Source organism: Emticicia sp. CRIBPO (assembly GCF_009905725.1).
Classification (GTDB): domain Bacteria; phylum Bacteroidota; class Bacteroidia; order Cytophagales; family Spirosomataceae; genus Leadbetterella.
In genome coordinates this window covers 596,621-621,635 of record NZ_JAAAKV010000002.1, presented here as the reverse complement: position 1 = coordinate 621,635, position 25,015 = coordinate 596,621, and the positions used below count along the sequence as shown (strand labels likewise).

Sequence of the window (25,015 nt, the reverse complement as noted above, 5' to 3'; positions counted from 1 at the left end):
TCCCGTTTGAGAAGCCCTTTATTTTTTATTTTCTCAGCCACCAGCCGAGCCAGAGCCCGGTTACTCCCCATTGCAATATCGCATCTACAAGGTCCTGGAAGACTTTGATTTCATACCAGATATGAATAGTATAAACTGCCGTCAGAAATGAAATCAGGCCCACACCGACTGAACTGATAACAATAGTCTGAAAACTGGGATTGCCCATTTTTAACAAAACCCAGCAGAGCAGGGCCACCGCGATGATATCGGCAAGAAGTCCGCGTACCATGTTCATGCCCATCGCTGTATTCAGGCTTTTGTGATAATAGATCTGTGCCCAGGGCTTGCCTTCTGATGATTTCATGAGGGTTTCGTACTCTTCATGTGCTGCTCCTTTGGGTAAGGTAGGAAGATAGTAGAAGCCTTCTTCGAGGTTCTGACCCAGGTAGTCAAGAATCTCCGTTTGTTTTGGCGTATGCTCCTGCATAGGACGATGGAGGTCAAGAAGAGCCCATGAGAGGAACTGCCAGAAAAAGATGATGATGCCCCCGACAAGAGAGCCGACCGCAATTTTTTTCATAGTTTTAAGAATTAGGTTTTGGTTAAAAGTAAAAGGCAACGAAATTTAAAAAAAATAATGGATTATTGGAGTGTAAATGGTATTTAATGTGAAGCTTTGAAATATTCCGGCCAAAAACTTAAACCATGGAATGATTTTTTTAGTCTTAACAATGTAATCGGGCCGGACAGAAAATGAAATATTGATTTTAGCCCTTTTTTTAGCCCGGAATGTTGCTTTTAAGGCAATGTGGGGGCAATAGCTTAAGTTAATGATTCGTTAAAAATCAAAATAAAGTGTTGTCCGGTCAGGATTTAGCGTTTATTTGTAATACAAAATAAAATAGATCACATGAAAAATCTGAAAAATTATTGCACCATCATCATAGCCTTTCTGGCGATGACAACTTTTGCACAGGCACAGACGGTTGACACCATTATCGCGAAATATCTTGAAGCAACAGGAGGACTTGATAAATGGGAGGGAATTGACAGCTATGTCGTAAAACATTCTTATAAGGCCAATGCCGCCACGGACTTTGACGAAGAGGTCAACGTAAGTGTTAAAAACAAACAATTATCAAGAAAGAAAACCATTCTTCAGCGTGATTTCTTTTATGTGGTGGATGGAAAAGAGGGTTGGTTGAAAATACCTATGGGAAGCCGTGACAAAGCGGTGACTTATACTACCAAAGACCTGAGTGATAAAGAAGCTGCTGACCTGGCTGACGAGATCAAAACCGGTTTGCTTCCTTTTGTAAATTACGGTGAAAAAGGATTTACAGCCAATTATGTGGGAGAAAAAGTCATTGAAGGTAAAAAAACAGATCAGATCAACCTGGTAAAAAACACCCTTAAACTGGAATATTATTTTGATAAAGAGACCGGTTTATTAAACAGGGAAGTGTCTACAGACAACGGCGTAACCAATACCATTGACCATATAACTTATTCTACTTCTAAAAAGGGAATTAAGTATCCTTCGGTATCTATATTTGTAAACAGCAAGGATAAGAAAAAGACCAATCTGACGACAGAATGGGTCTTTAACTCAGAAATTCCGGCGGCGTTGTTTATCAAGTAAGTTTGACCTATTTTTGTAAGCAGATAACATTATATTTCAAAATCCGGCCGTATGGTATATTTTTTGCCGGATTTGAAATATAACGTTTCATTATAGCACTAAACTGTTCAATAATTTATGAAAAAAGTCCTCCGGTGGGTTCTATTCTTATGTATAGGATTAGTGCTGCTTTTCGGTGGGCTTTTTTTGTTTTTTAAGACCCCTCAGGGCCAGGGATACCTGAGCCACAGGGTATTTTCATTTCTTCAGAAAAAGATAAAGACGCCTGTCAAAGGTAAAATAACGTACGGAATACCCGACTGGATCGGGCTGGAAGACTTTTATGTGGAGGACCAGCAGGGAGATACCCTTTTATATGCCAAAAAACTGAATATAGACCTCGACATGTGGGCCCTGATAGATGGCGATGTTAAAATAAATGCCATTGACCTGAAGAACACTTATGCCAACATCTATAAAAAAGGGAATCAGAAAGACTTCAATTACCAGTTTATCGTTGACGCCTTTGCTTCGAAAGAAACAGCGGTAAAAACCGATACTGCCAAAAGCACACTTACCTTCGAATTATCAGCCGTTGACCTTGAGAATATCAGGGTGAAGTACCTGGATGAACCAGGTAAAATGAAGGCGGATGTGATTTTGAAAAAGGCTTCCACCGGGTTTAATCAACTTGATTTCGATAAATCTGTATATCATTTAAAAACCATTAAAATTGATGGTTTAAACGCTTTCGCCGACATCGGGAACATTACATCAGACACCACAAAAACCGGGAGCACGCTGGATCTGAAACTCGCAGATGTAGACACCAAAAACCTGGTCTGGAATATTAAATTCGGAGAGCCGGGAATCGCCTCGAAAGGGAATGTGGCCTCACTTGAATTTGAAACCAATACATTTGATCTGAAAAAACAGCAATTTGATATTGAAGACCTCCTGATGAAAGCTTCTTCTGTGTCTTATGCTGACCTGGCTGCGAAAAGGGTTCCGAAAGGGATGGATTTTGGGAATCTGTTGTTTAATAATGTTAATATCATTATCCCTTCGGTCAGTTATTCCCCTGAAAAAACGGAGGCCGAGATCGGTAAGATTGCTGCGGTGGAGCAAAGTGGTTTTGAGCTGAAAAACTTCAAGGCGGACCTGCTCTATGATCCGAAAAATATATCACTTAAGAAATTCTACATACAATCAGGTAATTCGGTGTTGGCAGAGGAGATTAATCTTAAATTCTCATCACTGGAAGAACTTTCCAAAAACCCGGGACAAATTGAAACAGATATACACCTGGAGAGGTCGAGACTGGGACTGAAAGACGTGCTGTATTTTATGCCTGAGCTGGAGAAGAATCCATATTTTGCAAAGATTAAGAATGAATCATTTACCCTCAGCGGAGATACAAAAGGCAAGGTAGATGCACTTCAGATCAAAGATTTGCTGGTTACGGGTATGGATGAGACAAAGGTGAGTCTGAGTGGAATACTGAAAAAAGCGACGGATCCAAAAAATCTTGAATTTGATTTAAACCTGAGAGAATTGTCCGGCAAAACGAAAACCATCGTGTCTGTTTTGCCGAAAGAGACCGTGCCGAACAGCATAAGTTTGCCACAAAAGTTTAAATTCTCCGGCACCCTTAAAGGTAAGCTGGATGCCTTCAATACCGATCTGAACATGACTTCAGATTATGGACTGGCTTCATTAAAAGCCAATCTGAAAAACATAACGGCAGATAAAGGGCAGTCATATGCCGGGAATATTCAGCTGAACCAGATGGATGTGGGCCGAATCATCAAAAACGACAGTCTGGGCAAGGTCAGCCTTAACCTCGACGCAGAAGGAACTGGTTTTGACCCTGAAACGGCTGTTGCCAAGATCAAAGGAAGTGTAACGGAAGCCAATATTTTAGGATATAATTACAAGAATCTGGAGATTGACGGCAGTCTTGAAAACCAGAAATTTGATTCCAAACTCCGTCTTCAGGACCCTAATGCTGATTTCTCCTGGAATGGTAAAATGGATTTCTCCCAGGATATTGTTTTGCTGAAAGGCAACGCCGATGTGAAAAACCTGAATTTTAAAGCCCTGAAACTCAGTAAGGAGGACATACAGGTTCAGGGCGGAGTGGACCTGGACATCAAAGACCTGAATCCGAAAAAACCTGTGGCTGATATCAAAGGACAGAATCTTCTGATCACGAAAGACAAGGTGAAATACCCGATTACCCGCCTGGCCATTAATACCGTTAACCAGGATACGGTGCAGCGGGCGACCATCCTTTCTAATTTTGCAGACATTAAAGTATCCGGGAAGTTTGATTATGACCAGGTCTATAACCTGGTGCTTAACGAGATACACAAATATTTTGAACTTCCGGATTATAAAGCCACCATGACCAACCAGGATTACACTTTCAGGATGGAAGCGGTAATCAAGTATGACCCGGTCATGACCGCCTTTGTGCCAGCTGTTCAGGGCTTTAGTGATATATCGATGCGTGCTTCACTGAACAGCCGAAGGCAGAGGCCGTTTCTCGCCAGGTTGCAGGTGCCGTCGCTGATGTATGATTCCACAAAAGTCACGAATGCAGAACTGAGGATGTCGGGAGATGGAAATAGACTGACATACAATACCACCATTGCAGAAGTGCAGAATTCATCTTTCAGGATCAGGAAGGCACAATTGGGCGGTGAGGTAGAAGACAATGTGGCTAATTTCAGATTTACGGTTAAAGACTCGCTTAATAAAGATATTCACGGTGTGGCAGGAAACCTGAGAAGTGAGAATAAGAAGGTAAAAATTGCTTTTGCCCCTTCCGGGACCATCCTGAATTATATCCCTTGGGAAGTGGATTCCGATGGATTTGTGGAATATTCTCCACAGGGTATCTACGTTGAATCCATTGACTTTAAATCAAAAGACCAGCACCTGAGTGTGAACAGCACCAGCAAAGAGCTGAATTCACCATTAAAAATATTAACTGAAAACATCGATCTTAAGCTTTTGGGCACTGCTGTTTTCCAGGATTCCACCTTTGTTTCAGGAAAACTCAATTCGGACCTGGAGCTGAGGAACTATATGGAAGGGAAACTGGCGTTTGAAGGCGACTTCAGCGTCAAAGACCTGGCTTTTACGCAGATCATGTTAGGGAACCTTACGGCAAATGCAGAAAATAAGGGAGAAAACAATATTGACGTAAAAGCTGAACTGACCGGCGAAGGCAATGATGTGTACCTGGAAGGTGTTTATGCCCTGAATTCAAAATCGCCGTTTGACCTCGCTCTGGACATCAAAAATCTGAGTGCCAAAACGATAGAAGCGTTCAGTTTCGGGAGCATCACCAATACCCAGGGGAATATAAGAGGAAGCCTGGGATTAAAAGGCTCTGCGGAAAAGCCCGAAGTACTCGGAAGCATTACTTTTGACAAGTTTAAAGCCAGGGTTTCGCAGATAGGGGCGAGGCTGGGAATAGACAAGCAGACCCTGAAAATAGAAAATAAAACCATTGCCCTGAATAACTTCGTGGTGACGGATTCACTGGATCAGAAAATGACCGCCAACGGATTGGTGAAGATTGACAAGCTTCCGGATTTTTCATATGACCTGAGAGTCAAAGCAGATAAGTTCCTGATCGTAGACGCAGTGCGGGCTGATAATGACTATTTCTACGGAAAGGGATATATCAATGCCGATCTTAAAATCAAGGGAGAGAATGCCAATTTCTCGGTGGACGGCAATGTGAAAGTAGATGAAAGAACGCGTTTGAGTATGCTTCTGCCTGATGACACCGGGGTGGCGGGCGAGATGGAAAACGTGATCACTTTCGTCAATATGAAAGACAAGGCCAAGCTGGCCGAAAAGGCGACTGCGGATAAAACAAAAAAGAAACCCACCACATTTTCGAGGCCGATCAGTCTGAATGTTGAGGTGGATGATAAGTCTGAACTGACCATTATCCTGGATGAACTGAACGGCGACTATATTACAGTCAAAGGAAAAGCCTTGTTGACGACCGGAATCGACAAGCAGGGCGACCTGTTCATGGTAGGCCGCTACGACATCACAGAAGGTACCTATGAACTGACATATATTTACCTGAAGAAGACGTTCCGCATATTGAAAGGGAGCAGCATAACCTTTAACGGTAAGCCTACTGATGCCATTCTTGACATTACCGCCGCCCTTCCTTTTGAGAGGCCGCTGAGCGATTATCCCACTGAGTTGTATACAGAGCTGAAGGAATTAAAACAGAATATTCCGTTTAATATTTACCTGGTTTTGGGAGGAGAGATGAGCAATCTGAAGACTCCTGAGTTTAAACTGGCCATTGAAAAGAGTGTGGCAGAGAACAATGGTCTGAATGTTCAGAGACTAAAAGATGAGCTGGGCTTTACCATATTGAATGACCGGGGAGAAGCTGAAAGTGATGGAACAGGGTATGAAAAGAATAAAGAAGAAATAAAAAAGCAGGCCATATTCCTGATGCTCACCAAGCGGTTCAGCAACGAGCTGTCCAACATTGCTTCTTTCGACGGATCTTCCGGATCTATCAATTCTGAAGATATAGCGAGGAAAAGCTTAAGTAAAGTAATCTCCGGACAACTGGACCAGTTTGCCTCCAATATTATCAAAGGTGTGGACATTGATCTTGGTCTGCAATCGGATTTTAACTCTTTAAGCAATGAAAGAAATACGAACCTGAACCTGGGATTAAGTAAGAGTTTTGCGAATGACCGACTCTCTGTGTCTGTGGGAAGAAACTTTGAACTGGAAAACTCAAATAAGAAATCAGAAGAGATTTTTGATAACATCATGGTAAGTTACAATATCACCAGGGATGGCCGTTACCGGTTTAAAGTTTTCAGAAAAAACCTTAACCAGATGGTGATAGAAGGCTCGGTGGTAGAAACAGGTCTTGGTTTTGTAGTGGCCATTGATTATGAGACCTGGAAAGAACTGATGAAAAGGAAAAAATGACCAGAAAAATCAACATAGCTTATTTCCTGTTTTTTGCCTGTTTTTTAGCGGGTTGTAACATCGGCAAGCATATTCCGGCAAGCGAGAAACTGTATAATGGTGCTAAAGTAAATGTCGTGAATGCCGACAGTTCCTCCCGGAAAATCCCTTCTACTGTGCAAACCGATCTTGAGGCATTGCTTCGTCCGAAGCCGAATACCAGGGTTTTGGGATTTCCTATTAAAGTAGCCGGGTATTACCTGTTTGGCGAACCAAAATCCGAAAAAGGACTAAAGAATAAGTTCAGGAAAAGATTCGGAGAAAAACCGGTTTTTATTACCCAAACGATGTTGGATAAAAATATCGTTACGCTGAGGGCATATCTGGATTCGAAGGGATATTTTAAATCCAGAATCAATGGCAGTCTTAAAGTCAAAAAACACCTGGCGACCGCGATCTATGATATCGGGTTAACAAAACCTTACCTGCTGGATACCATCAATTACGTAGCCGGTGCCACTACATTTGAAAAGGACTTCCTGGCTACAGAAGCCAAAAGCCTCCTGGATTCCAATGCCCAGTTTGATTTTGATATCATCAAGCAGGAAATCGATAACGTCAGTTTGTCGATGAGAAATAACGGATATTATTATTTCAGACCTGACTACGTAGCCCTGAAGGCTGACTCTACGGACAATAACCACAAGATCAATCTTTATTTTGAACTCAGGGAAACCGTTCCGGAGATTGCGAAAAAGCAATACCAGATCAACGATATTTTTGTTTATACCGATGTCAATTCCGGGACAGACATGAATGAAAAGGTAGATGAGAATGCGGATCTCTTCAGGGGACTTATCCTCACAGATCCGGCCAAAAAATATAAAGAAAGAATATTTTCAGACGCCATAGGATTCAGGCCAGGTAGTTTTTATAACAGTGAGCTGGAGAGTATTTCAACGAGAAGGTTGGTCGGACTGAATAACTTCCGGTTTGTGAAAACCCGCTTTGACGTGGTCAATCGTCTCGATTCCACCTTTCTGAACGTCTATTACTATTTACAGCCTCAAAAGAAAATGACCCTGAGGGCTGAGCTCAACGGTATTTCGAGGTCCAGTGGTCTGGCAGGGTCACAACTGAGTTTAAACTGGCAGAACATCAACGCTTTTAAAGGGGCTGAGATATTCAGGATTGCTGTTAACGGGGGGCTTGAGCTCCAGGTGGGAGGTAATAAGGATAATGAATACCGCGACAACTACAGGCTGGCTGTGGAGAGCAGCCTGGCGATTCCGAGGTTTATTTTTCCTTTTATAAAAATTGATCCTGAAAACAGCCGCGTGCTGCCCAAAACACTTATTAATTTCAGTTACGAGAATTTTATCAAAAAGGGGCTTTATAACCTGAACTCTTATCGTGGGTCAGTGGGATACGCATGGAGAAGGAATGAGACCACAGAACACACCCTGTACCCTCTTAATCTCACTTTTGTGAAGGCCACCAACATCAGCACGGCTTTTATTGACCAGATATTTGCTGATCCTAGATTACTGTATATCCTAGAAAACCAGTTTATACCGAGCGGTTCTTACTCAATTACTTATTCTCCTGCACAAAAAGCCGGTAGCCGGCATTCTGTATTTTACAGCGGTCGTATCGACCTGGCAGGTAATATTGCAGGTTTGCTGGATAAATTTAAAGGGGCTGGAAAAGAAAAAGGATTTTTCCTTGGGGAGAGGTTTTCTCAGTTTGCCCGTCTTGAAAATGATTTCAGATACCGGTATGATATTTCCCCGAATCTGAAAATTGCCAATCGTGTGATACTGGGTGTGGGTTTGCCTTATGGTAACTCGTATCAGTTGCCGACGGTAAGTCAGTTTTATGTGGGGGGCAATAACTCTATCAGGGCCTTCAGGGCAAGGGGAGTGGGACCGGGCACCTATGAGCAAACCGATGATGCGGCATTGCAATACATCGGAAACAACACCGGGGATATCAAGATTGAGCTGAACACAGAATTGAGATATAAGTTAAACAGTCTCTTCGGGACAGCTTTCTTTATTGATGCGGGTAATGTCTGGATGGCGAAGGATGAGAACCTGTATGGTCCCGGATCACTATTCTCCAAGAACTTCTACAAAGAAATGGCAGTAGGGACTGGGATAGGGCTAAGGATAGATTTTACTTTTGTGGTCTTCAGACTTGACCTGGCTACGCCGGTAACCAAGCCGTGGAGAGAGGCGGGTCAACGCTGGGTATTGGATGAGTTCAGCCTGAAAAGCAAAGACTGGAGAAAAGAAAACCTGGTACTCAACATCGCCGTAGGCCTTCCTTTCTGATCATGAATCACAAACCCTTTCTGAAAGAGATTTCGTTGAAGGCGGACAATATTGAAGACTTTAATCAATATCCCTTTAACATCCCCGCGATCAGTAAGCTCGACAGGATAGAGTTTCATTCTGACGTCACTTTTATTGTCGGTGAAAACGGTTCCGGAAAATCCACGCTGATCGAAGCCATTGCCCTCAGTCAGGGTTTCGGGCCGGAGGGTGGAACGCTCAATATGCAGTTTGAAACCAACAAAAATACTTCTGAATTATACCAGTATCTGCGGGTGGCCAGGGGGCCGAAAAGACCGTATGATTATTATTTTCTCAGGGCTGAGAGCTTCTACAATGTAGCCACCTACATGGATCAGACCGGCGGCAATCCTTTTTCGCTGCACGAATTTTCGCACGGGGAATCATTCCTGAAAACCATCACTGAAAAACTAAGAGGTAACGGACTCTATATTTTTGACGAGCCTGAAGCAGCTTTGTCGCCCAACAGGCAATTATCGGCTCTCGTCGCCATTCATGAACACGTGAAAAACAACTCACAGTTTATTATCGCTACCCATTCTCCCATCCTGATGGCCTATCCGGGAGCAAGGATCATCCAGCTAACGGAAGATGGCCCTAAAAAAGTAAGTTATGAAGAAACAGAGCACTTCAAAGTCACCAAACACTTTTTATCCAACCATAAAAATATGGTGAAAATGATGTTTGAAGATTGAAAATTTACTCTTTCAGGATCTTGAAAACCAGGCTTTTCTTTTTACTCTTCAGCTCCACGAAGTAAATGCCGAATGGCAATTCCTGCAAAGAAACAACCTCCGTTTTATCAAGGTAAATGCTTTTGTCAATGAATTTCCTGCCCGACAAATCACTCACACTGAACTTATATTTACCTGCCTGTCCTGAGGTATTTTCTATCGTCAGTTCATCTTTCACCGGATTCGGGAATACTTTGATGTATTTCAGTTCATCATGACTCATGCCCAGGGGGGCCAGCACTTTGATTTCGGTCGGGTCGATTTTCCCTGATCCGCAGGCATTGCTCAGCTGCGTTATTCTGAAAAAGGTCTGGGCAGTAGGTCTTATTTTTACCTCAGCAGTGAGGCTGTTCGTTTGCCTGACTCCGAGGTCATTGATCTGGTAGCTGATGGGCAGGCTGCCTTTGAATGACAGGGAAAGATTGATGGTTGTGTCAAACTGAACCGTATTCGGTCCTTCAAACTTTGCTTCCGCCATTTTTTTTATAGCAAATGAGGCACTTGGAATCACTTCAAAGAAGTTGACATTGGGCCTGACCCTGACTTTGTATCCTGATCCTTCAGAAAGATTTTCCGGCAAAATGGCTTTCAGATTATTGGATGAACCTTCAGCCAGTTTAAGCGGATTGGTAAAAGAGCCGTTAATGTCTGAGAGCTCCAGGATGTATGACCATTTGGAGACCGTTGTATTTCTGAGGTCTGAAGAAACTGAAATTTCTTTTCCGCTGCAGATGTTCTGGCCGGTGAGATTCGATGTCGCGAGAACAGGTCTTGGGGTAAGGTTGATTTCAAAGCGGTCTTCAAGATAGCTCAGCGAATCTCTGACAGTAATGACGGTGTTGGCGGTCGGTGTTATCTCTATTTCCTGTTGGTTTTTAATCCCGTTTGACCACACCGATGTGCCCGGCCATGAGGCCTTGAGTTTAACAGAAGAGCCAAACTCCAGATCGATTTTATTGATTTTGTTAACATTCTTGAGCATGGTAAACCGGTCTCTGATCACGCCATCCGCACAAATCCATTCAGCGTCCAGCCTGTTTTGCTGAACCGTCAGCATCAGCGAGCCCCCGATATCCAGGTTGGCGTAAGCAGAAGCCTGATGTGGAGGATCGAACATCCTGTCGCCGTGTGCGTCCAGTCTGCCCGCAGAACCTGCCACCACATAAACTGTCCCGTCATCTTTGTTTATAAAAGGTTTGGCGGCGGCGGTATAAAGCCCTTTAGTTTTTTGTACGGCGTGGGTATTGTAATCAAATGATGTGGCAGGACCAAGGTGGTCTTTTATCAGGTAAGACCGCTCATAAACATGGCTGTGGCCCGTCAGGACCAGGTCTACTTTGTATTTGTCGAAAAGAGGCACCAGGGTTTCCCGGATCAGTCTGAGTTCGCCTTCATTATCCGAATCGTGCGATCTTTTGGTATAAGGCGGGTGATGAAATGCGATTACCGTCCACATATTTTTATTAGCCTCCAGGTCTTTGACCAGCCATTGATATTGCGATCCGAAATGATGATAAAGCCTGTAAACTCCGTCGTCCATGCCGTAAGAATCAAGGGATATGACGTGCACATTGCCGATGTTGAACGAAAAATAAGCTTTTGAGCCCGAGGGTACTCCTCCACCTTCGCCGTTTACCGGTGGGTTGATGATGTCGAAATAATGGATTTGCCTGGTTTTCTGAGATTCCGGCATCCCGAAATCATCATATTCGTGGTTGCCGGGAGCATATGAAATCGGGGTATTCCCGAAAATTTTGTTTCCGTAAAAATTAAAGATACCCGCCTGCATGATCCCGTCGCGGTTGGCTCCGTAGCCCATATCGCCCAACCAGAGCCACAGGTCGGTCGGGGCTTTCTTTCTTGCCAGGTAAGCATCTCTCACGCCCGTCTGGTTACTGATATATTTAGCGGTAGATAAATCACCAAAGTCACCCATCACCCAGAATTTCAAGGGCCTTTGGGTATCAGCTGTGGGTGCCGTCGTAAAATAAAAATCTTCACCTGAAGCCAGGTCCTTCTGCGTGTTTCCTACCTTGTAATCGTAACGAGTGTCCGGTTTTAAGTCCGACAGTTTGATGATGTGCTCGGTTTTGGGTGTTTCGTCTACCTGAGTAATAAAATTACCCGTTCCTGCAAGGGCATAACTCACTTTGGACGAGGTAGGCACATCCGTTCTCCATCTGATGACGATACTTTTGGTCGTAACGGCTTGCAGATAAGGATTCCTGGCAAGCTCCTGGGCACTGATTTTGAAGGTTATCAGTGACAGGAATAACAGCAGTAATTTTTTGTTCATTTTAGTAAGAGTCAAAGATTTGACAGTTTTCTGTTGGCTATGTTTCTGAACTCCTGAAAAACAACGGCATCAGCATTTCCGTCTGTAAATATCTCAATCAGTTGCCCCTGATCTGTATTTTTATAGAATGTTTCAAAGGCGACTTCCAGGTCGTTCATGTTTTTAACGGCTTGATATATAAAGCCTGATTCTTTTGCCAGGGTCTCCGCAGTATGTTTTTGTGAAGTTACAAAATAATCTTCCAGTTCAGGTTGTTTATCCGGTCCGTCGATGATCCTGAAAATATTGCCGCCCTGGTTGTTGACCAGGACAATCCTCAGGTTTTTGGGCAGATAATTATTCCATAAAGCGTTCCGGTCGTAAAAGAACGATACGTCCCCGATCAGGCATGTAACGATTTTATCTGTCTTCATGGCTTGACCTATGGCGGTGCTCAAGATGCCGTCAATGCCGCTGGTGCCCCTGTTGGCATAAACTTTTATGTTTTTCAGGGCTTCTATGCCCAGCAGGTTGGCATACCTTACCGGCATACTGTTGCCCAGGTGAATGATGGAATTTTCAGGAAGTTTCCGGAGCAATAAATCAGTTGCCTTAAACTCACCGTAGTTTACATCCGCCAGAAACTCCGCCATTACCTTTTTAGAAAGGATATTGGCTTTTTGCCAGAGGTTAAAATAAGAGGCGTCTTCTTCCTCATCGCCTTCTTTGAACTTCAGGAAATCAAGGTCTTCAAATAATTTATGAAAAAAATAGGCAGGAGAAACCTCGATTTTATGGGTCAGTGACTGAAACGGATCAATCAGATTCGGATTTTCCTGGATATGCCAGTGATACAAAGGTTTGTTTTTGCGGATATACTGTTTAAAACTTTTAGAGATAAACGACTTCCCGCAGGTAATCAGCAGATCAGGACTCAGGCTGTCGTCAGAAATCCTTCCCGTAAAGATATCATGGGCATCAATAAAGTCAGCTCCGGCATGATGGATATTTGAAATACTGTCACCCACCACCGGGATCAGTAATTCTTCTGAGAAGGGTTTAAGTAAGGCATGTAAATCTCCCTCGGTCTGGCCGACTGCTATTAATTTCTTTTCACATGAATTCCAGATACTGATAAGATCAATCCACGTTTCTGTACCGAGTGTTTTCTCAAGTGAAAGGTTCTGAATGACTTTTACCTGCTTATCGAAATGGACAGATTCGTCTTCAGCAGGATAAAAAGGTTCGCGTATCGGTACATTGATGTGCACAGGGCCTTTGGGGGCGGCCTGAGCAAGGTTAATGGCTTCGTTGACGATCCTCTGTATCTGCCAGACAGCATCCGGATGGGAATAATCAGCCGGTAACTCAAATGAAGCCTTGATGTTTTTTCCGTAGATGTCTTTCTGGTAGATGGTTTGCCCGTCATATTGATGAATCCATTCCGGTGGCCTGTCTGCCGTCAGTATCAGCAAAGGGATTTCCTGGAAGAAAGCTTCTACTATTGCAGGAGCAAAATTATATGCGGCCGAACCAGAGGTACAAATCAGGGCAACAGTCTTTTGAGACTGCTGGGCCATCCCCATTCCTGTAAATGCAGCAGAGCGTTCGTCGCTCAAACTGTAGGTTTTAATGCCGGGATGCCTGACAAAAGAAATGGTCAGTGCGGCACTCCTTGATCCCGGACATAAAATTACATCTTCAATGTTTTTCTGAAAACAGATTTCTGCAATGTCATGAATCGGTTGAAGAGTGGCCATTGATTGTCTTTGATTTTTTTCAGACAAATATACTCATGAAATGCATTATTCTCAAATTGCCGTCATCATAGGCTCGTGCCTCGAGGCACGGGCCTATGATGACGGCCTACGCCAATTCTTTGAGAGCTTTGACAAAAACATCCAATTCCTCTGTGGTGGTATAAATATTAGGGGTGATTCTGCAGCCATGCACATTGGCTCCGTCAATGGGCACCGTCCAGATCTTGTATTTTTCCAGAAGTGTTTTGCCGAGTATCCCGGGTTTCATTTTTGCAATACCCACGTTGGCAATTCCACAGGAGCGTTTCGGGTCTGCCGGGGTATTGACCAGTATACCCGGATAGTCTCTGACCTGGCTTACCCAGTATTCTTTGATATATCTCAGGCGGGCTTCTTTTTTTTCTATGCCGATTTTCTGCAGATAATCCAGGGCATTCAGAATACTTATATCCGTGTGCACGGCCGGAGTGCCGGTATGATTCAGTTTTCTGATGTCGTCATCTGCATATCCATTGTCTCCGAATATCGGCCACAAGGATTTTGCCTTGCCTTTGCGGACATACAAAAAACCTACGCCCAGCGGAGAACTGAGCCACTTATGTAAACTGGTGCCATAATAATCACAACCCAGGTCTGAAATTTTATAATCAAAATGAGCAAAAGCATGGGCCCCGTCCACCAGAACATCGACCCCGTGTTTGTGAGCCATGTCTGAGATTTTTTTAATGGGTAGTATCTGCCCGGTGATATTGATGATATGGCACACCATCAGCAACCGGGTTTTCGGAGTGATGGCTTTTTCATAGACTTCCACGATTTCCTCATCAGATGCCGGATTCAGAGGCACTGAAATTCTCTTGTTTACCATGCCGTATCTTTTAGCCTGCAGGTCAAAGTGGTCAAGCATGGCACCATAATCCTGTACTGCCATGACTGCTTCGTCACCTGGCTTCCAGTCATAGCCTGAAATGACTGTGTCCAGCGACTCGGTGGTGTTCCGGGTAACCACAATTTCTTCGGGCAGACAACCTGCTGCTTTGGCCAGGGCATGCCTCACTTCCGTGTTTTCAGGGAAGCGATCGTTACGCATATAGTAAGAACCGTGATAATTGATTTTTTTGATATTTTCCACAAAAGCGTTGAAAGTCGGCTGTGGTGTGATACAGTAATAACCGTTTTCAAGGTTGATGTAATCAGGCTTCAGAACATATCCGGAGCGGATTTCACCCCAGAATTCTTCGTTTTTGGCCAATGCTTCAGGAGAAACGCCCTCATGCTCTGTGAGTAGCCTTTCAAAGTTCCTGCCCATCACCGGAACAGAAAGTCCCAAGCCCGAAAGTGATTTCAAAAAGTCACGTTTTTTCATCTTTTTATGCTTTTTTTTCAAAATATAACAGTTATCCTTCAATTTTAGAATCATAAAGCAGAATTTATATTTTCTGATACATTTTGCTTGTTTTTTATCATAAATTTTCCCGGAATGTTAATTTTTTTGACCAAATTTTTATAAATGATGAACTTAAAATAAAAGTTTCGTCGTTGCATTAATAGCGATACATGATCATTATGTACCCGGACCATACTACATAGTGATATTTTACAAAGCCCTGAAACTTATGAAAATACTGGTGTTGTTTGCACATCCCTTGCTGGAGAAGTCACATATTAACAGAGAGTTGGTGAAAGTTTATGCTGATATTGAACAGCTGACATTTCATGACCTCTATGAGCGTTATCCTGAATTCGATATAGACATTGAATTTGAGAAAAATCTTTTGGTTGAACACGACCTGATCATTTTTCATCATCCCTTTTACTGGTACAGTTGTCCGCCGTTGATGAAACAATGGATTGACATGGTGCTCGAAGTGGGCTGGGCTTATGGAAACGGAGGATTTGCCCTGCAAAACAAAATGTGGTTCCAGGTGATTTCAGCCGGAGGAATGGAAAAGGCGTATAATCCTGAAGGACACAACCGCTATTCTATCCGGGAATACCTGAGGCCTTTTGAGCAGACAGCCAGGTTATGCAGAATGAAGTACCTGCCGCCTTATGTGGTATTCGGAACACACAGGCTGAGCCGGGAAGAATTAAATGAACACATCACCAATTTGAAAGAAGGTCTCCGGTTTTTGAAAAACGAAGGCTTTCCCGGTTGCGAAACCGACAACTCAAATTGTCTCAATAAATGGATTAAATCATCATGAGTACTTTTTTATTACAATCAGTCATATTTTTAGGAGCTGCTATTCTCATTGTCCCGTTTATTAAAAAACTGGGATTGAGCTCCATTTTAGGATATTTACTTGCCGGAGTGATCATAGGGCCGTTTGGTATGAGCCTGGTAGGGGGCAATGGCCAGGACATCATGCACGCTGCTGAGTTTGGCGTGGTGATGATGCTTTTCCTGATAGGTCTTGAACTGGAGCCTAAGGCTTTCTGGGAGATGCGTAAGTCGATTGCAGGACTCGGGATGTCGCAGATGTTATTTACGACTGCTCTTCTGTTCGGCTTACTTAATTTCACAGATTGGTCGTGGCAAACTTCACTGGCGGTGGCTCTGACCTTCTCGATGTCTTCCACTGCGATTGTCCTTCAAACCCTGAAAGAGAAAAACCTCTCGCATTCAGTATCCGGGCAAGCCTCTTTTTCTGTTCTGTTGTTTCAGGATATCGCCGTTATCCCTATTCTTGCTTTGCTGCCTCTGTTGACAGAAGGACAACCGGAAAGTGCCAAGGATCAGCACCATTCTTTTTTTGCTGACCAGCCCGCCTGGATTCAGGCTATTTCGGTGGTAGGAGCGGTAGGAGTCATATTGGTGGTAGGGCGTTTCCTGGTGGTGCCTTTCCTGAGGTTTGTGGCCAAAGCAGGTATGCGTGAGCTTCTGGTAGCCGCTTCTCTGTTCCTGGTGATAGGTGTGTCAGCCCTGATGCAGTTTGTAGGGCTCAGCCCTGCCCTGGGAGCTTTTATGGCGGGTGTAGTCCTGGCCAACAGCGAGTTCAGGCATGAGCTGGAAAGTAACCTCGATCCTTTCAAAGGCCTTTTGTTAGGTTTGTTTTTCCTCAGTGTAGGCGTAACGATAGATTTTGCCGTCATTTTTATGGATCCGGTTACCATTGTCGTGATGGCCGTAGGTGTCCTGATCGTCAAATTCGGGGTACTGTTTATGATCGGAAGGTTTTTCAAAATGAGTCAGGACCAGAATTTTCTCTTTTCATTTGGCCTGAGTCAGGTAGGTGAATTCGGGTTCGTTTTGATTTCATTCTGTAACCAGCTGGACCTGATTGATACAGTAATCAATGCCAAGCTGATGGCTGTGGTGGCGATTACGATGACCATCACACCTCTGCTGATGATGCTGAATGAAAAACTGATCGACCCTTTTTTCGGAGTGAAAACCAAGACAGATGAAGAAGGAGAAATAGCAGAATTTGAACAGAAACACAAAATTATTATTGCCGGGTTTGGTCATTTTGGTTCTACCATCGGCAGGCTGCTGAGGGCCAATGGCATTAAGGCCACCATTCTGGATAACAACTCTGACAGGGTTGAATTGCTTAGAAATATGGGCTTTAAAGTTTATTACGGAGATGCTACACGGGCCGAATTACTGAAAGCAGCAGGGGCCGAAGAAGCCAGCATACTGATTGCGGCCATTGATTCGCCTGACATCAACCGTCAGCTGATAGATATGGTCAGGGAGAATTTTCCGAAGATAAAGATTTTCTCCAGGGCCAGAAACCGCTTTGATGCTTATGACCTGTTAGACCTCGGAGTAAAAAATGTATACAGGGAAACTCTTTACAGTGCCGTTCATCTCGGGGAAGATGCTTTGGTAGAAATGGGATTCAGGAAATATACAGCCCACAGACAAGGACAGCGTTTTATTAAGTTTGATGAAGACGCACTGGAAAGATTGGGAGAAAAACGCCACAATATGAAAGAATACGTGCTGTCGATGAAAGATGAAATGGAATGGCAGGAGCAATTACTTTATAATGACCTTGAGCAAAACCTGGATTTGAGTGATAAATCGTGGGACAGTGATGCTTTAAAGGATAATTTTCAGAAAACAGCCTGATCGCGGATAAAAATTTTGATTCGTGAATTATTATTTCAATTTTTGTAACAGTTAAATCTGCGTTTCAATTTAAATCTTAGAAATCATGAAAACCATTGGCTTATCATTTCTGATCGTTTTTGTTTTGTTATCATGTGCACCCGGAACCACACCAACCACCGGCACTTCAAGTACTCCGTCATCTAATCAAAGTGTAAGTCCTGAGTCGGAAGCCAGGGTAAAGACACAGAAGATGAAAGCCGCTCTTGGACTCACAGCGGATCAGGAAAGTAAGGTGATGCTGATCAATACCGTTAATTTAAAACTGATCAAGAGCTTGAGAGAAAGTAACCAGGCTGATAAATTACCTGCCACCCGCGAGAATTACTTGAAGGAGTTGGAAGGCGTTTTGACACCTGCTCAATTTGCAAAATATAAACAGGAGTTTGAAGGAATGTAACCACATTCCTTCTTTTTAATTTATCAATCCAATGACCACACATCACATCTTAAAACAATTTTTCGGGTATGAAACCTTCAGACCCTTGCAAGAGAACATCATTGATGCTGTCATAGAAGGTAAAGACAGCCTCGTTCTGATGCCGACCGGCGGTGGTAAATCACTGTGTTACCAGGTTCCGGCCCTGTATTTTGAAGGCTTGACCATTGTCATTTCTCCGCTCATCGCTCTGATGAAAGACCAGGTCGAAGCCCTTCGCGGAAACGGCGTAAAAGCTTCTTTTATCAATTCTTCTTTAAGTCAGTCTGAGCAGGATGCCGTGCTTTGGGCAGCCAAGCTGGGTGAACTGAAGTTGTTGTATGTAGCTCCCGAGAAGTTATTTGCAGGCAATATGCTTGAGTTTCTGAAAGGAATAAAGCTGAGCCTGATCGCCGTGGATGAATCCCACTGTATTTCTTCATGGGGACATGATTTCAGGCCTGAATACCGGCAGTTGTCTGTCTTGAAAGACACTTTTCCGGAAGTTCCGGTGATTGCTCTGACAGCCACAGCCGATAAAGTGACGAGAAAAGACATTTGCAGGCAGCTGGGGATACCTGAAGAAAATACTTTTATTTCAGGATTCGACCGCCCTAATATCAGTCTTGAGGTATTGCCGGGAAGAAACCGCCTGAAACAGATCATGGATTTTCTGAAAACGGTGCCTGAGCAATCCGGTATCATTTATTGTCTCAGCCGGAATGGTACGGAATCGCTTACAGCTTCTCTGATTCAGAATGGCTATAAAGCCGATTTTTATCATGCAGGCCTTGATTCCCAACGCAGAAGCAAGGTACAGGAGGCTTTTATCAAAGACGACCTGCAGATTATCGTGGCCACGATTGCCTTCGGTATGGGGATCGACAAGTCTAATGTCAGGTGGATCATCCACTATAACCTTCCCGGAAATGTCGAGAGTTTTTACCAGGAGATCGGCCGGGCAGGAAGAGACGGGACTAAGGCTAGAACGGCTTTGTTTTATACTTATGCAGATATTATGACCCGTAAAAGCATGATTGAGAAATCTAACCTGGATGATGACCAGAAAGAACTCATGAATGCCAAACTGGACAGGATGCAGCAATATGCTGAGGCCAATATCTGCCGCAGGAGAATTTTGTTGAGTTACTTCAATGAAGAAGTGGGGCAGGACTGTGGCAACTGCGACGTTTGTCTTCATCCGAGAGAAAGATTTGATGCCACAATCTTGGCTCAGAAGGCTCTTTCAGGCGTAGCCCGGACAGGGGAGAAAGTCGCGATGGGTATGTTGATTGATATCCTCAGGGGTAGCCGTAACCAGAACCTTCTGAGGCTGGGATATGACAAACTGACGACTTTCGGTATCGGAAAAGACCTGAAGTATGAAGAATGGGCCGATTATCTGTCCCAGATACTCAACTATGGTGCTTTGGACATTGCTTATGATGAAGGCCATGTTTTCAAGCTGAATGAAGTCAGCTGGCAGCTGCTCAAAGGGAAAAGAAAAATAGAACTTTCCCATTACATTACTTTCGAAGAACGCAAAAAAGCAGAAGAGGTTTTCGCTGATCCTAAAAAGACGAAGAAAGAGTTTATTAAGAATGAGCTGTTTGATAAGCTTAAACTACTCAGAAAACAGATAGCCGACTCACTGGGGATTCCGCCATACATCGTTTTTAATGATGCTACATTGTTGGAAATGGCTCATGAACGACCGATTACGAAAGCCCGGCTATTAAACGTTTCAGGTGTGGGGGAGGAGAAATTCAGAAGATATGGAGACACCTTCATTACAGAGATTTTATCTTTTGTCAAAGGCAATTCCGATCAGGGCGTTAAGCTTGCGAAAGGTCTGACCTACATCGAAACCCTTGACCTGTATAATGAAGGCCTTTCTGTGGAAGAAATTGCTGAAAGACGAAAACTCAGCAGGAATACCGTTTATCAGCACCTGATCAAACTGTTTGAAGAAGGCCAGGGGGTTGACCTCTGGAAGTTTATCGACAAGAAGACTTATCGGAAGGTAGTGGAGGCCATGGAGACGTTTGAAGCAGAGGGGACCTTTTCGGCCAGGGCTGTTTATGAGCATTTCCGGGAAGGCATTTCTTATGAAGAAATCAGGATAGCCATGGCTTTGTCCAAAAAAGCAAAAGAAGAACAGGCTGATTCGTACTAAAAATAAAAATTTTGTGAATTTGATGGGTTTAATTGTTAATTTTAGTCGCTCTTTTTGAAGGGGCTTTAATTAATATTCAACCATAAATTATTCTAAGATGAAATCTCGGAACGGACTTTTTATTTTTGCTTTTTTTTCGGTCATGGCACTTTTCTCCTTTATTCAGATCAAGCCTAAAAAAGTTGTTTTATTTGGTGATTCCATTACCCAGGCGGGAGTAGGACCGGGTGGTTATATCACCATGATGAAAGAAATGCTGGACAAGGCCGGAAAAGGAGCTGATTTTGAACTGGTGGGTGCAGGCATCGGGGGTAATAAAATCTATGATCTTTATTTGAGATATGAAGAGGATGTACTTGCTAAAAACCCGGACATCGTCATTATTTTCGTAGGGGTGAATGACGTCTGGCACAAGGCCAGCAGCGGCACAGGTACTGATGCTGATAAGTTTACCAAATTCTACACTACCCTGGTAAAGAAACTTCAGGCAAAAGGCATCACTGTGATGTTGTGTACCCCGGCGGCCATCGGTGAAAGAACAGATTTCTCCAATCAGCAGGATGGTGACCTTAATTATTATGCAGGTATTATCAGAAAACTGGCTATTGAGTTAAATTGTAACCTGATTGATCTGAGAAAAGAGTTCCTGGCCTATAATCTTGCCAACAACCCGGAAAACAAAGACAGGGGTATTCTTACGACAGACAGGGTTCACCTGAATGAGAAAGGTAATAAATTTGTAGCTGAACTGATGCTCAAAGGATTGGGGATCTGAGCAGGACAATAGAAAAAAGCACGGTCCAATTGAATGGATCGTGCTTTCTGATTTATGTTAAAACAATTAAAACAAGAAGATTAATATCTTAAACCCCAGGCAAATTCATGCTTATAGGCTGAATCTTTCAAATGCTGGGTGATAAAATTGTTGAAGTCTGCCATTTTAGACTTTTTACCTTTTAGTTTTTTGGCTGACAATTTAGGTATCTCCGGTTTGACTTTCAGGTCAATACGCTTGGCAGTGATCAGAACTGCGTCATCATCCACAGATATCTCCAATATTAGTCCCGGAAGACCTGTATATTGCTCAGGCCCGATGGACACCGGAATATCTGCACAAAACCAGGCTGTTACATTTTGTTTTTTGACGTCGTCATAAGTGGTAGCCTTCATGCACATATATCCTCCGATGTCTTTCAATTCGTTGAGAACTTTCCATTTCGGAGCCCTGATAGAATCAACGACAGTGAACGTTCTTCCCTGGACATTGTGAATTTCGGTAAGCATATTGGTGGTAAAATCACGGGTAATGAAATAGTCCGCTTTTTGCCATGAATAGCCTCCCGGTGATCCCGCATCCTGACTTTCGTAAGTATAGTAGCTCCCTGTTCCATCAAAGAAAAGTTTCATTTTTTCAGCATTTGGAGTCCAGTTTCTGGATGTCATTGCTTCTCTCTCTTTTTCTTCTTTGGTAAGATAGGTCGCCCGGTTATAAATTTTCACCCAGTCTGAGGTATAATCATAGTCGACGGTTCCGAAGACTTCCTGTGCATTTGATTTTGTCACATTGAGAAATAATAAAGACAGGACTATCAAAAAATACTTTTTCATTTTAATCTTTGAATTTTGTTTTAATAAATTATTCCCAACGGTTTTTCTTCACTTTGGTTGAAATACCTCTCATATTATAGGTATAAGTAAACATCAGGTATCTTGAAAGTGTTACCGTTTGTGTTTGAGAAACGAGGTTTGAAGAAGCCCCCTGGCTTATACCCTGGTTTTTCTTGAAAGCATCGTAAAGGGTTACCCTCACCTCGGATTTTTTAGCTTTACCTAGCACTTTATAAACAGCCATATTGAGGATGGGAATTTTCTGATCAAAGCCGAATCTTTCATTTTTATAACCCATATAGTTAAAGTCAGAAGTAAAGAATATGAGTTTAGGTAGTTGAATGACCATATTGGCACTCAGGTTTTGATTGATAAACCTCTGGTTTTGGGTGGTATTGATAGAGTACTGAGCCTTACCTATGCCGTGACTTGCATTGATAAATAATGAGAACCAATCAACCGGTGTAAGGTCCAATCTGAAGTTAACATTGTAATTCTCTGTGTTATTTTCATTCAATTTGCTGTTAATATAGATAAGGTTCTGGGCAAAATATGAATTAGAAGAAACATTAGCTGATATTTTGGTTTTTTTGATCGGGAAACCAAACTGGAAGTAATAACCATATCTCTTTCCTCCCGAAATGTTCTCAGGTTTGATATAAGTGACCAGGTTTTGATCAATAGTCTGGTTATAGATGATCTGATTAACGCTGTAAGTATAATTGACGTTGGCAAAAATATTAATAAAGGAGACAGGGTTAAACATACTGAATCCGGCAAATGCATTATGAGTGGTTTGTGGTAAAAGGTCAGGATTACCACTCGTAATATAAAGCGGATTGGAGTTGTCCTGGAAAGGCTGCATATCTTTCATTCTCGGCTCCTGAACACCTACATCATAATTAACAAACAGGAATCTGTTGTTTTTCAGAGCATAGTTGATGCTAGAATTAGGCACCAGGGCAAAGTATTTTCTGTCTACAGAACCCAACAGGGGCTTGTTCTGGTCATTATAGAATTTACCTTTCAGATTAAATTGCTGCCCGGCTGCACCTAAAGCAATATTCAGACCTTTATAGTTGTATCTAAGTGCGGTTCCCAGCCTGTTATAATTGATCGTATTTTCATAATAACGGCTCAGTGAATCAATTCTCGGCTTGCCGTCAGAGAATAAGTTGTAAACATCCCTGTCAACCAGTGAACGGGTATTGCTGAAGTTATAAAAACCTTCAATATTGAATTTCTTGCTCAGAGGCTCTATAAATAACAAGCTTGATTTGATCTGATTACTGTTAACAAGGCCAAGGTCATTCTGGAAGATATCAAAATTTCTTCCGCCGATGTTGTAATCCCAGCCTGCTACCGGATAGTCTCTGATAACTGAATTCTGCCTGGCATCTTTGTCGATATTGTTGAGGTTGTAAGAAGCACTGGCCGCAAAACTCCTGCCTTTTTTCATGAATTTATGACGGTATATAGCCGAGCTTGCTATTACCCCTGTAGTGGCATCGTTTACGTTCAATGCTTTCATGGTTCTGAAAACCGATTCACCGGGAGTCAGGTAATTCTTCATACTGTTATAGTCTGTCGAACGATCCCCTAGTCTGCCGTTAAAGTTAAGCACGAGGGTATTAAGAGAGTCGATTTCTTTTTCAAATCTTAAGCTTAAGCGGTGATTGGCTGTGAAGTTGCCGCTCTGGCTTGAATCTCTCAGGAAAAACGAATTGTCAGGGATAAAGTTCTGAGAATTCTGAAATACCGACAAATTCTGAGTGCTTTGATTATAAAAATAATTAGAACTGAACTTCGTCTTTTTGGTGTCATAGTTATAGTTGACTCCCCCGGCATAGTTTTTAGATAAACCGCTTCCCGGACCCCAGGATTGTGGTACTCCTATGCTTTCAGATTCTTCATCTGACCCATATGAAAACCTTACCATTCCTCCTGAAAAACCAAAGTCAGCATTATTATTCCAGTTGTATGACTGACTGCCTTTAAAATCTTCGTAGTCATTACCTGAAAGACCTGTCTGGTTGATGTTATTTCCGAAGCCGATGATAGAAAACTGGTTCTTGGAATCGAACTTGTTGTAATTACCCTTACCCATTACACGTTGGTCCGTTCCTACACCCGCAGTCAGTTTTCCGAAGCCACCTTTTTTAAATTCTTCTTTTAATTCCAGGTTAACCGCTTTCTCGCGTTTGCCATCTTCTACTCCGGTTAATTTTGATTGTTCAGATTTGTCATTGAATACCTGGACTTTATTGATAGATTCAGCAGGAAGGTTTTTGGTTGCCAGCTTCGGGTCGTCTCCGAAGAAACGCTTACCGTCTACAAATACTTTATTAACAGTTTCTCCCTGGGCTTTGATGTTTCCTTCGCTGTCCAGCTGAAAGCCCGGAAGTTTTCGTAAAAGGTCTTCCACAGAGGATCCCGGCGGCACTTTGAATTTTCTGGCGTCATATTCTACGGTATCACCTTTGATGCTGATGGGGGCCTTGGCGGTTTTTACCACCACCTCATACAGCTCTTTCTGGAGCAGCTTGAGCTGAATAGTGCCTGCATCAATGACATTAGACTCATTGGGTTTAATGAGCTCCTGGTGCGGAAGGTAACTCATGTAAGTGATCTTCAGCAGATAGTTCTGACGCTTTACACCTTTGAATTCAAACTCCCCGTTTTCATTGGATCTTGCAAAGGTCACAAGAGAAGAGTCGGCAGGTTGCAATAAAAAAACAGGCGTAAAGGGCATAACGGCTTTGGCCGTGTCTACCACGATTCCCTTGATGTTAATTTTTGGAGATTGCTGGGCTTTCAGGATTGTGACCGAGAAAAACAGCAAAAGTAAAGGTAATAGTTTTTTCATTTTTCGTGATTTTTTTTGGCAATTTGTACAGGAAATGGTTGTTAATCAAAGTTTGAATACAAAATTAAGAAATATTAACTAAAAACTTAGTTTATTGAACAATATTGTTTAGAAATAAAAATATTTT

Annotated in this window: 15 protein-coding genes; 9 read left to right on the top strand and 6 right to left on the bottom strand. The window is 42.9% G+C overall.

Going from position 1 to position 25,015, the window contains the following annotated elements; translation table 11 throughout:
- Window positions 1–25: 25 nt before the first annotated feature.
- Window positions 26–562, bottom strand: coding sequence for a hypothetical protein (locus tag GVN16_RS06550; RefSeq protein ID WP_166563046.1), 537 nt, complete (start codon window positions 560–562; stop codon window positions 26–28).
- A 330-nt stretch (window positions 563–892) separates the two neighbouring features.
- On the opposite strand from GVN16_RS06550, the gene GVN16_RS06545 reads away from it, so the two are divergent.
- The 4 genes from GVN16_RS06545 (at window position 893) to GVN16_RS06530 (ending at window position 9,626) form a co-directional block, all read left to right on the top strand.
- Complete coding sequence (locus GVN16_RS06545) at window positions 893–1,624, top strand: hypothetical protein (RefSeq protein WP_166563045.1); 732 nt, start codon at window positions 893–895, stop codon at window positions 1,622–1,624.
- Between the two features lie 117 nt (window positions 1,625–1,741).
- Window positions 1,742–6,595 (top strand): translocation/assembly module TamB domain-containing protein, encoded by a 4,854-nt coding sequence (locus GVN16_RS06540; protein WP_166563044.1) that lies wholly within the window; start codon window positions 1,742–1,744, stop codon window positions 6,593–6,595.
- Entirely contained in the window at window positions 6,592–8,910 is a 2,319-nt protein-coding gene (locus GVN16_RS06535; RefSeq protein ID WP_166563043.1) for a BamA/TamA family outer membrane protein, read from the top strand. Before GVN16_RS06540 ends, GVN16_RS06535 begins: the two co-directional genes overlap by 4 nt.
- Before the next feature lie 2 nt (window positions 8,911–8,912).
- Window positions 8,913–9,626: an AAA family ATPase gene (locus GVN16_RS06530; protein WP_166563042.1), complete on the top strand. Its 714-nt coding sequence runs from the start codon at window positions 8,913–8,915 to the stop codon at window positions 9,624–9,626.
- A 4-nt stretch (window positions 9,627–9,630) separates the two neighbouring features.
- Here GVN16_RS06530 and GVN16_RS06525 read toward each other — a convergent pair whose 3' ends face one another.
- The 3 genes from GVN16_RS06525 to GVN16_RS06515 form a co-directional block, all read right to left on the bottom strand.
- Window positions 9,631–11,961 carry a metallophosphoesterase gene (locus tag GVN16_RS06525; RefSeq protein ID WP_166563041.1) on the bottom strand — a complete coding sequence of 777 codons (2,331 nt, stop codon included), beginning with the start codon at window positions 11,959–11,961 and terminating at the stop codon, window positions 9,631–9,633.
- An 11-nt stretch (window positions 11,962–11,972) separates the two neighbouring features.
- Window positions 11,973–13,700, bottom strand: a complete 1,728-nt coding sequence (gene menD / locus GVN16_RS06520; protein WP_166563040.1) for a 2-succinyl-5-enolpyruvyl-6-hydroxy-3-cyclohexene-1-carboxylic-acid synthase — start codon at window positions 13,698–13,700, stop codon at window positions 11,973–11,975.
- 106 nt (window positions 13,701–13,806) lie between these two features.
- Entirely contained in the window at window positions 13,807–15,066 is a 1,260-nt protein-coding gene (locus GVN16_RS06515; protein ID WP_166563039.1) for an aminotransferase class V-fold PLP-dependent enzyme, read from the bottom strand.
- Window positions 15,067–15,316: 250 nt separating this feature from the next.
- On the opposite strand from GVN16_RS06515, the gene GVN16_RS06510 reads away from it, so the two are divergent.
- The 5 genes from GVN16_RS06510 (at window position 15,317) to GVN16_RS06490 (ending at window position 21,189) form a co-directional block, all read left to right on the top strand.
- Window positions 15,317–15,907: an NAD(P)H-dependent oxidoreductase gene (locus GVN16_RS06510; RefSeq protein WP_166563038.1), complete on the top strand. Its 591-nt coding sequence runs from the start codon at window positions 15,317–15,319 to the stop codon at window positions 15,905–15,907.
- Window positions 15,904–17,781 carry a monovalent cation:proton antiporter-2 (CPA2) family protein gene (locus GVN16_RS06505; protein WP_166563037.1) on the top strand — a complete coding sequence of 626 codons (1,878 nt, stop codon included), beginning with the start codon at window positions 15,904–15,906 and terminating at the stop codon, window positions 17,779–17,781. The genes GVN16_RS06510 and GVN16_RS06505 overlap by 4 nt, the downstream gene beginning before the upstream one ends.
- 85 nt (window positions 17,782–17,866) lie before the next feature.
- A complete protein-coding gene (locus GVN16_RS06500) occupies window positions 17,867–18,220 on the top strand; it encodes a hypothetical protein (RefSeq protein WP_166563036.1) in 354 nt (117 codons plus the stop codon).
- Window positions 18,221–18,251: 31 nt separating this feature from the next.
- Window positions 18,252–20,414: a DNA helicase RecQ gene (gene recQ / locus GVN16_RS06495; protein WP_166563035.1), complete on the top strand. Its 2,163-nt coding sequence runs from the start codon at window positions 18,252–18,254 to the stop codon at window positions 20,412–20,414.
- A 97-nt stretch (window positions 20,415–20,511) separates the two neighbouring features.
- On the top strand, window positions 20,512–21,189 hold the full coding sequence (locus GVN16_RS06490) for a GDSL-type esterase/lipase family protein (RefSeq protein WP_166563034.1): 678 nt from the start codon (window positions 20,512–20,514) through the stop codon (window positions 21,187–21,189).
- A gap of 80 nt (window positions 21,190–21,269) precedes the next feature.
- On the opposite strand, the gene GVN16_RS06485 is transcribed toward GVN16_RS06490, so the two are convergent.
- A complete protein-coding gene (locus GVN16_RS06485) occupies window positions 21,270–22,022 on the bottom strand; it encodes a GLPGLI family protein (RefSeq protein ID WP_166563033.1) in 753 nt (250 codons plus the stop codon).
- Window positions 22,023–22,050: 28 nt separating this feature from the next.
- Window positions 22,051–24,888 (bottom strand): outer membrane beta-barrel protein, encoded by a 2,838-nt coding sequence (locus GVN16_RS06480; RefSeq protein ID WP_166563032.1) that lies wholly within the window; start codon window positions 24,886–24,888, stop codon window positions 22,051–22,053.
- Window positions 24,889–25,015: the final 127 nt, after the last annotated feature.

Excerpts from the sequence above, each read along its gene's own strand:
- GVN16_RS06550 (WP_166563046.1), bottom strand. The coding sequence starts at position 562 with ATGAAAAAAATTGCGGTCGGCTCTCTTGTCGGGGGCATCATCATCTTT.
- GVN16_RS06545 (WP_166563045.1), top strand. The coding sequence starts at position 893 with ATGAAAAATCTGAAAAATTATTGCACCATCATCATAGCCTTTCTGGCG.
- GVN16_RS06540 (WP_166563044.1), top strand. The coding sequence starts at position 1,742 with ATGAAAAAAGTCCTCCGGTGGGTTCTATTCTTATGTATAGGATTAGTG.
- GVN16_RS06535 (WP_166563043.1), top strand. The coding sequence starts at position 6,592 with ATGACCAGAAAAATCAACATAGCTTATTTCCTGTTTTTTGCCTGTTTT.
- GVN16_RS06530 (WP_166563042.1), top strand. The coding sequence starts at position 8,913 with ATGAATCACAAACCCTTTCTGAAAGAGATTTCGTTGAAGGCGGACAAT.
- GVN16_RS06525 (WP_166563041.1), bottom strand. The coding sequence starts at position 11,961 with ATGAACAAAAAATTACTGCTGTTATTCCTGTCACTGATAACCTTCAAA.
- menD (WP_166563040.1), bottom strand. The coding sequence starts at position 13,700 with ATGGCCACTCTTCAACCGATTCATGACATTGCAGAAATCTGTTTTCAG.
- GVN16_RS06515 (WP_166563039.1), bottom strand. The coding sequence starts at position 15,066 with ATGAAAAAACGTGACTTTTTGAAATCACTTTCGGGCTTGGGACTTTCT.
- GVN16_RS06510 (WP_166563038.1), top strand. The coding sequence starts at position 15,317 with ATGAAAATACTGGTGTTGTTTGCACATCCCTTGCTGGAGAAGTCACAT.
- GVN16_RS06505 (WP_166563037.1), top strand. The coding sequence starts at position 15,904 with ATGAGTACTTTTTTATTACAATCAGTCATATTTTTAGGAGCTGCTATT.
- GVN16_RS06500 (WP_166563036.1), top strand. The coding sequence starts at position 17,867 with ATGAAAACCATTGGCTTATCATTTCTGATCGTTTTTGTTTTGTTATCA.
- recQ (WP_166563035.1), top strand. The coding sequence starts at position 18,252 with ATGACCACACATCACATCTTAAAACAATTTTTCGGGTATGAAACCTTC.
- GVN16_RS06490 (WP_166563034.1), top strand. The coding sequence starts at position 20,512 with ATGAAATCTCGGAACGGACTTTTTATTTTTGCTTTTTTTTCGGTCATG.
- GVN16_RS06485 (WP_166563033.1), bottom strand. The coding sequence starts at position 22,022 with ATGAAAAAGTATTTTTTGATAGTCCTGTCTTTATTATTTCTCAATGTG.
- GVN16_RS06480 (WP_166563032.1), bottom strand. The coding sequence starts at position 24,888 with ATGAAAAAACTATTACCTTTACTTTTGCTGTTTTTCTCGGTCACAATC.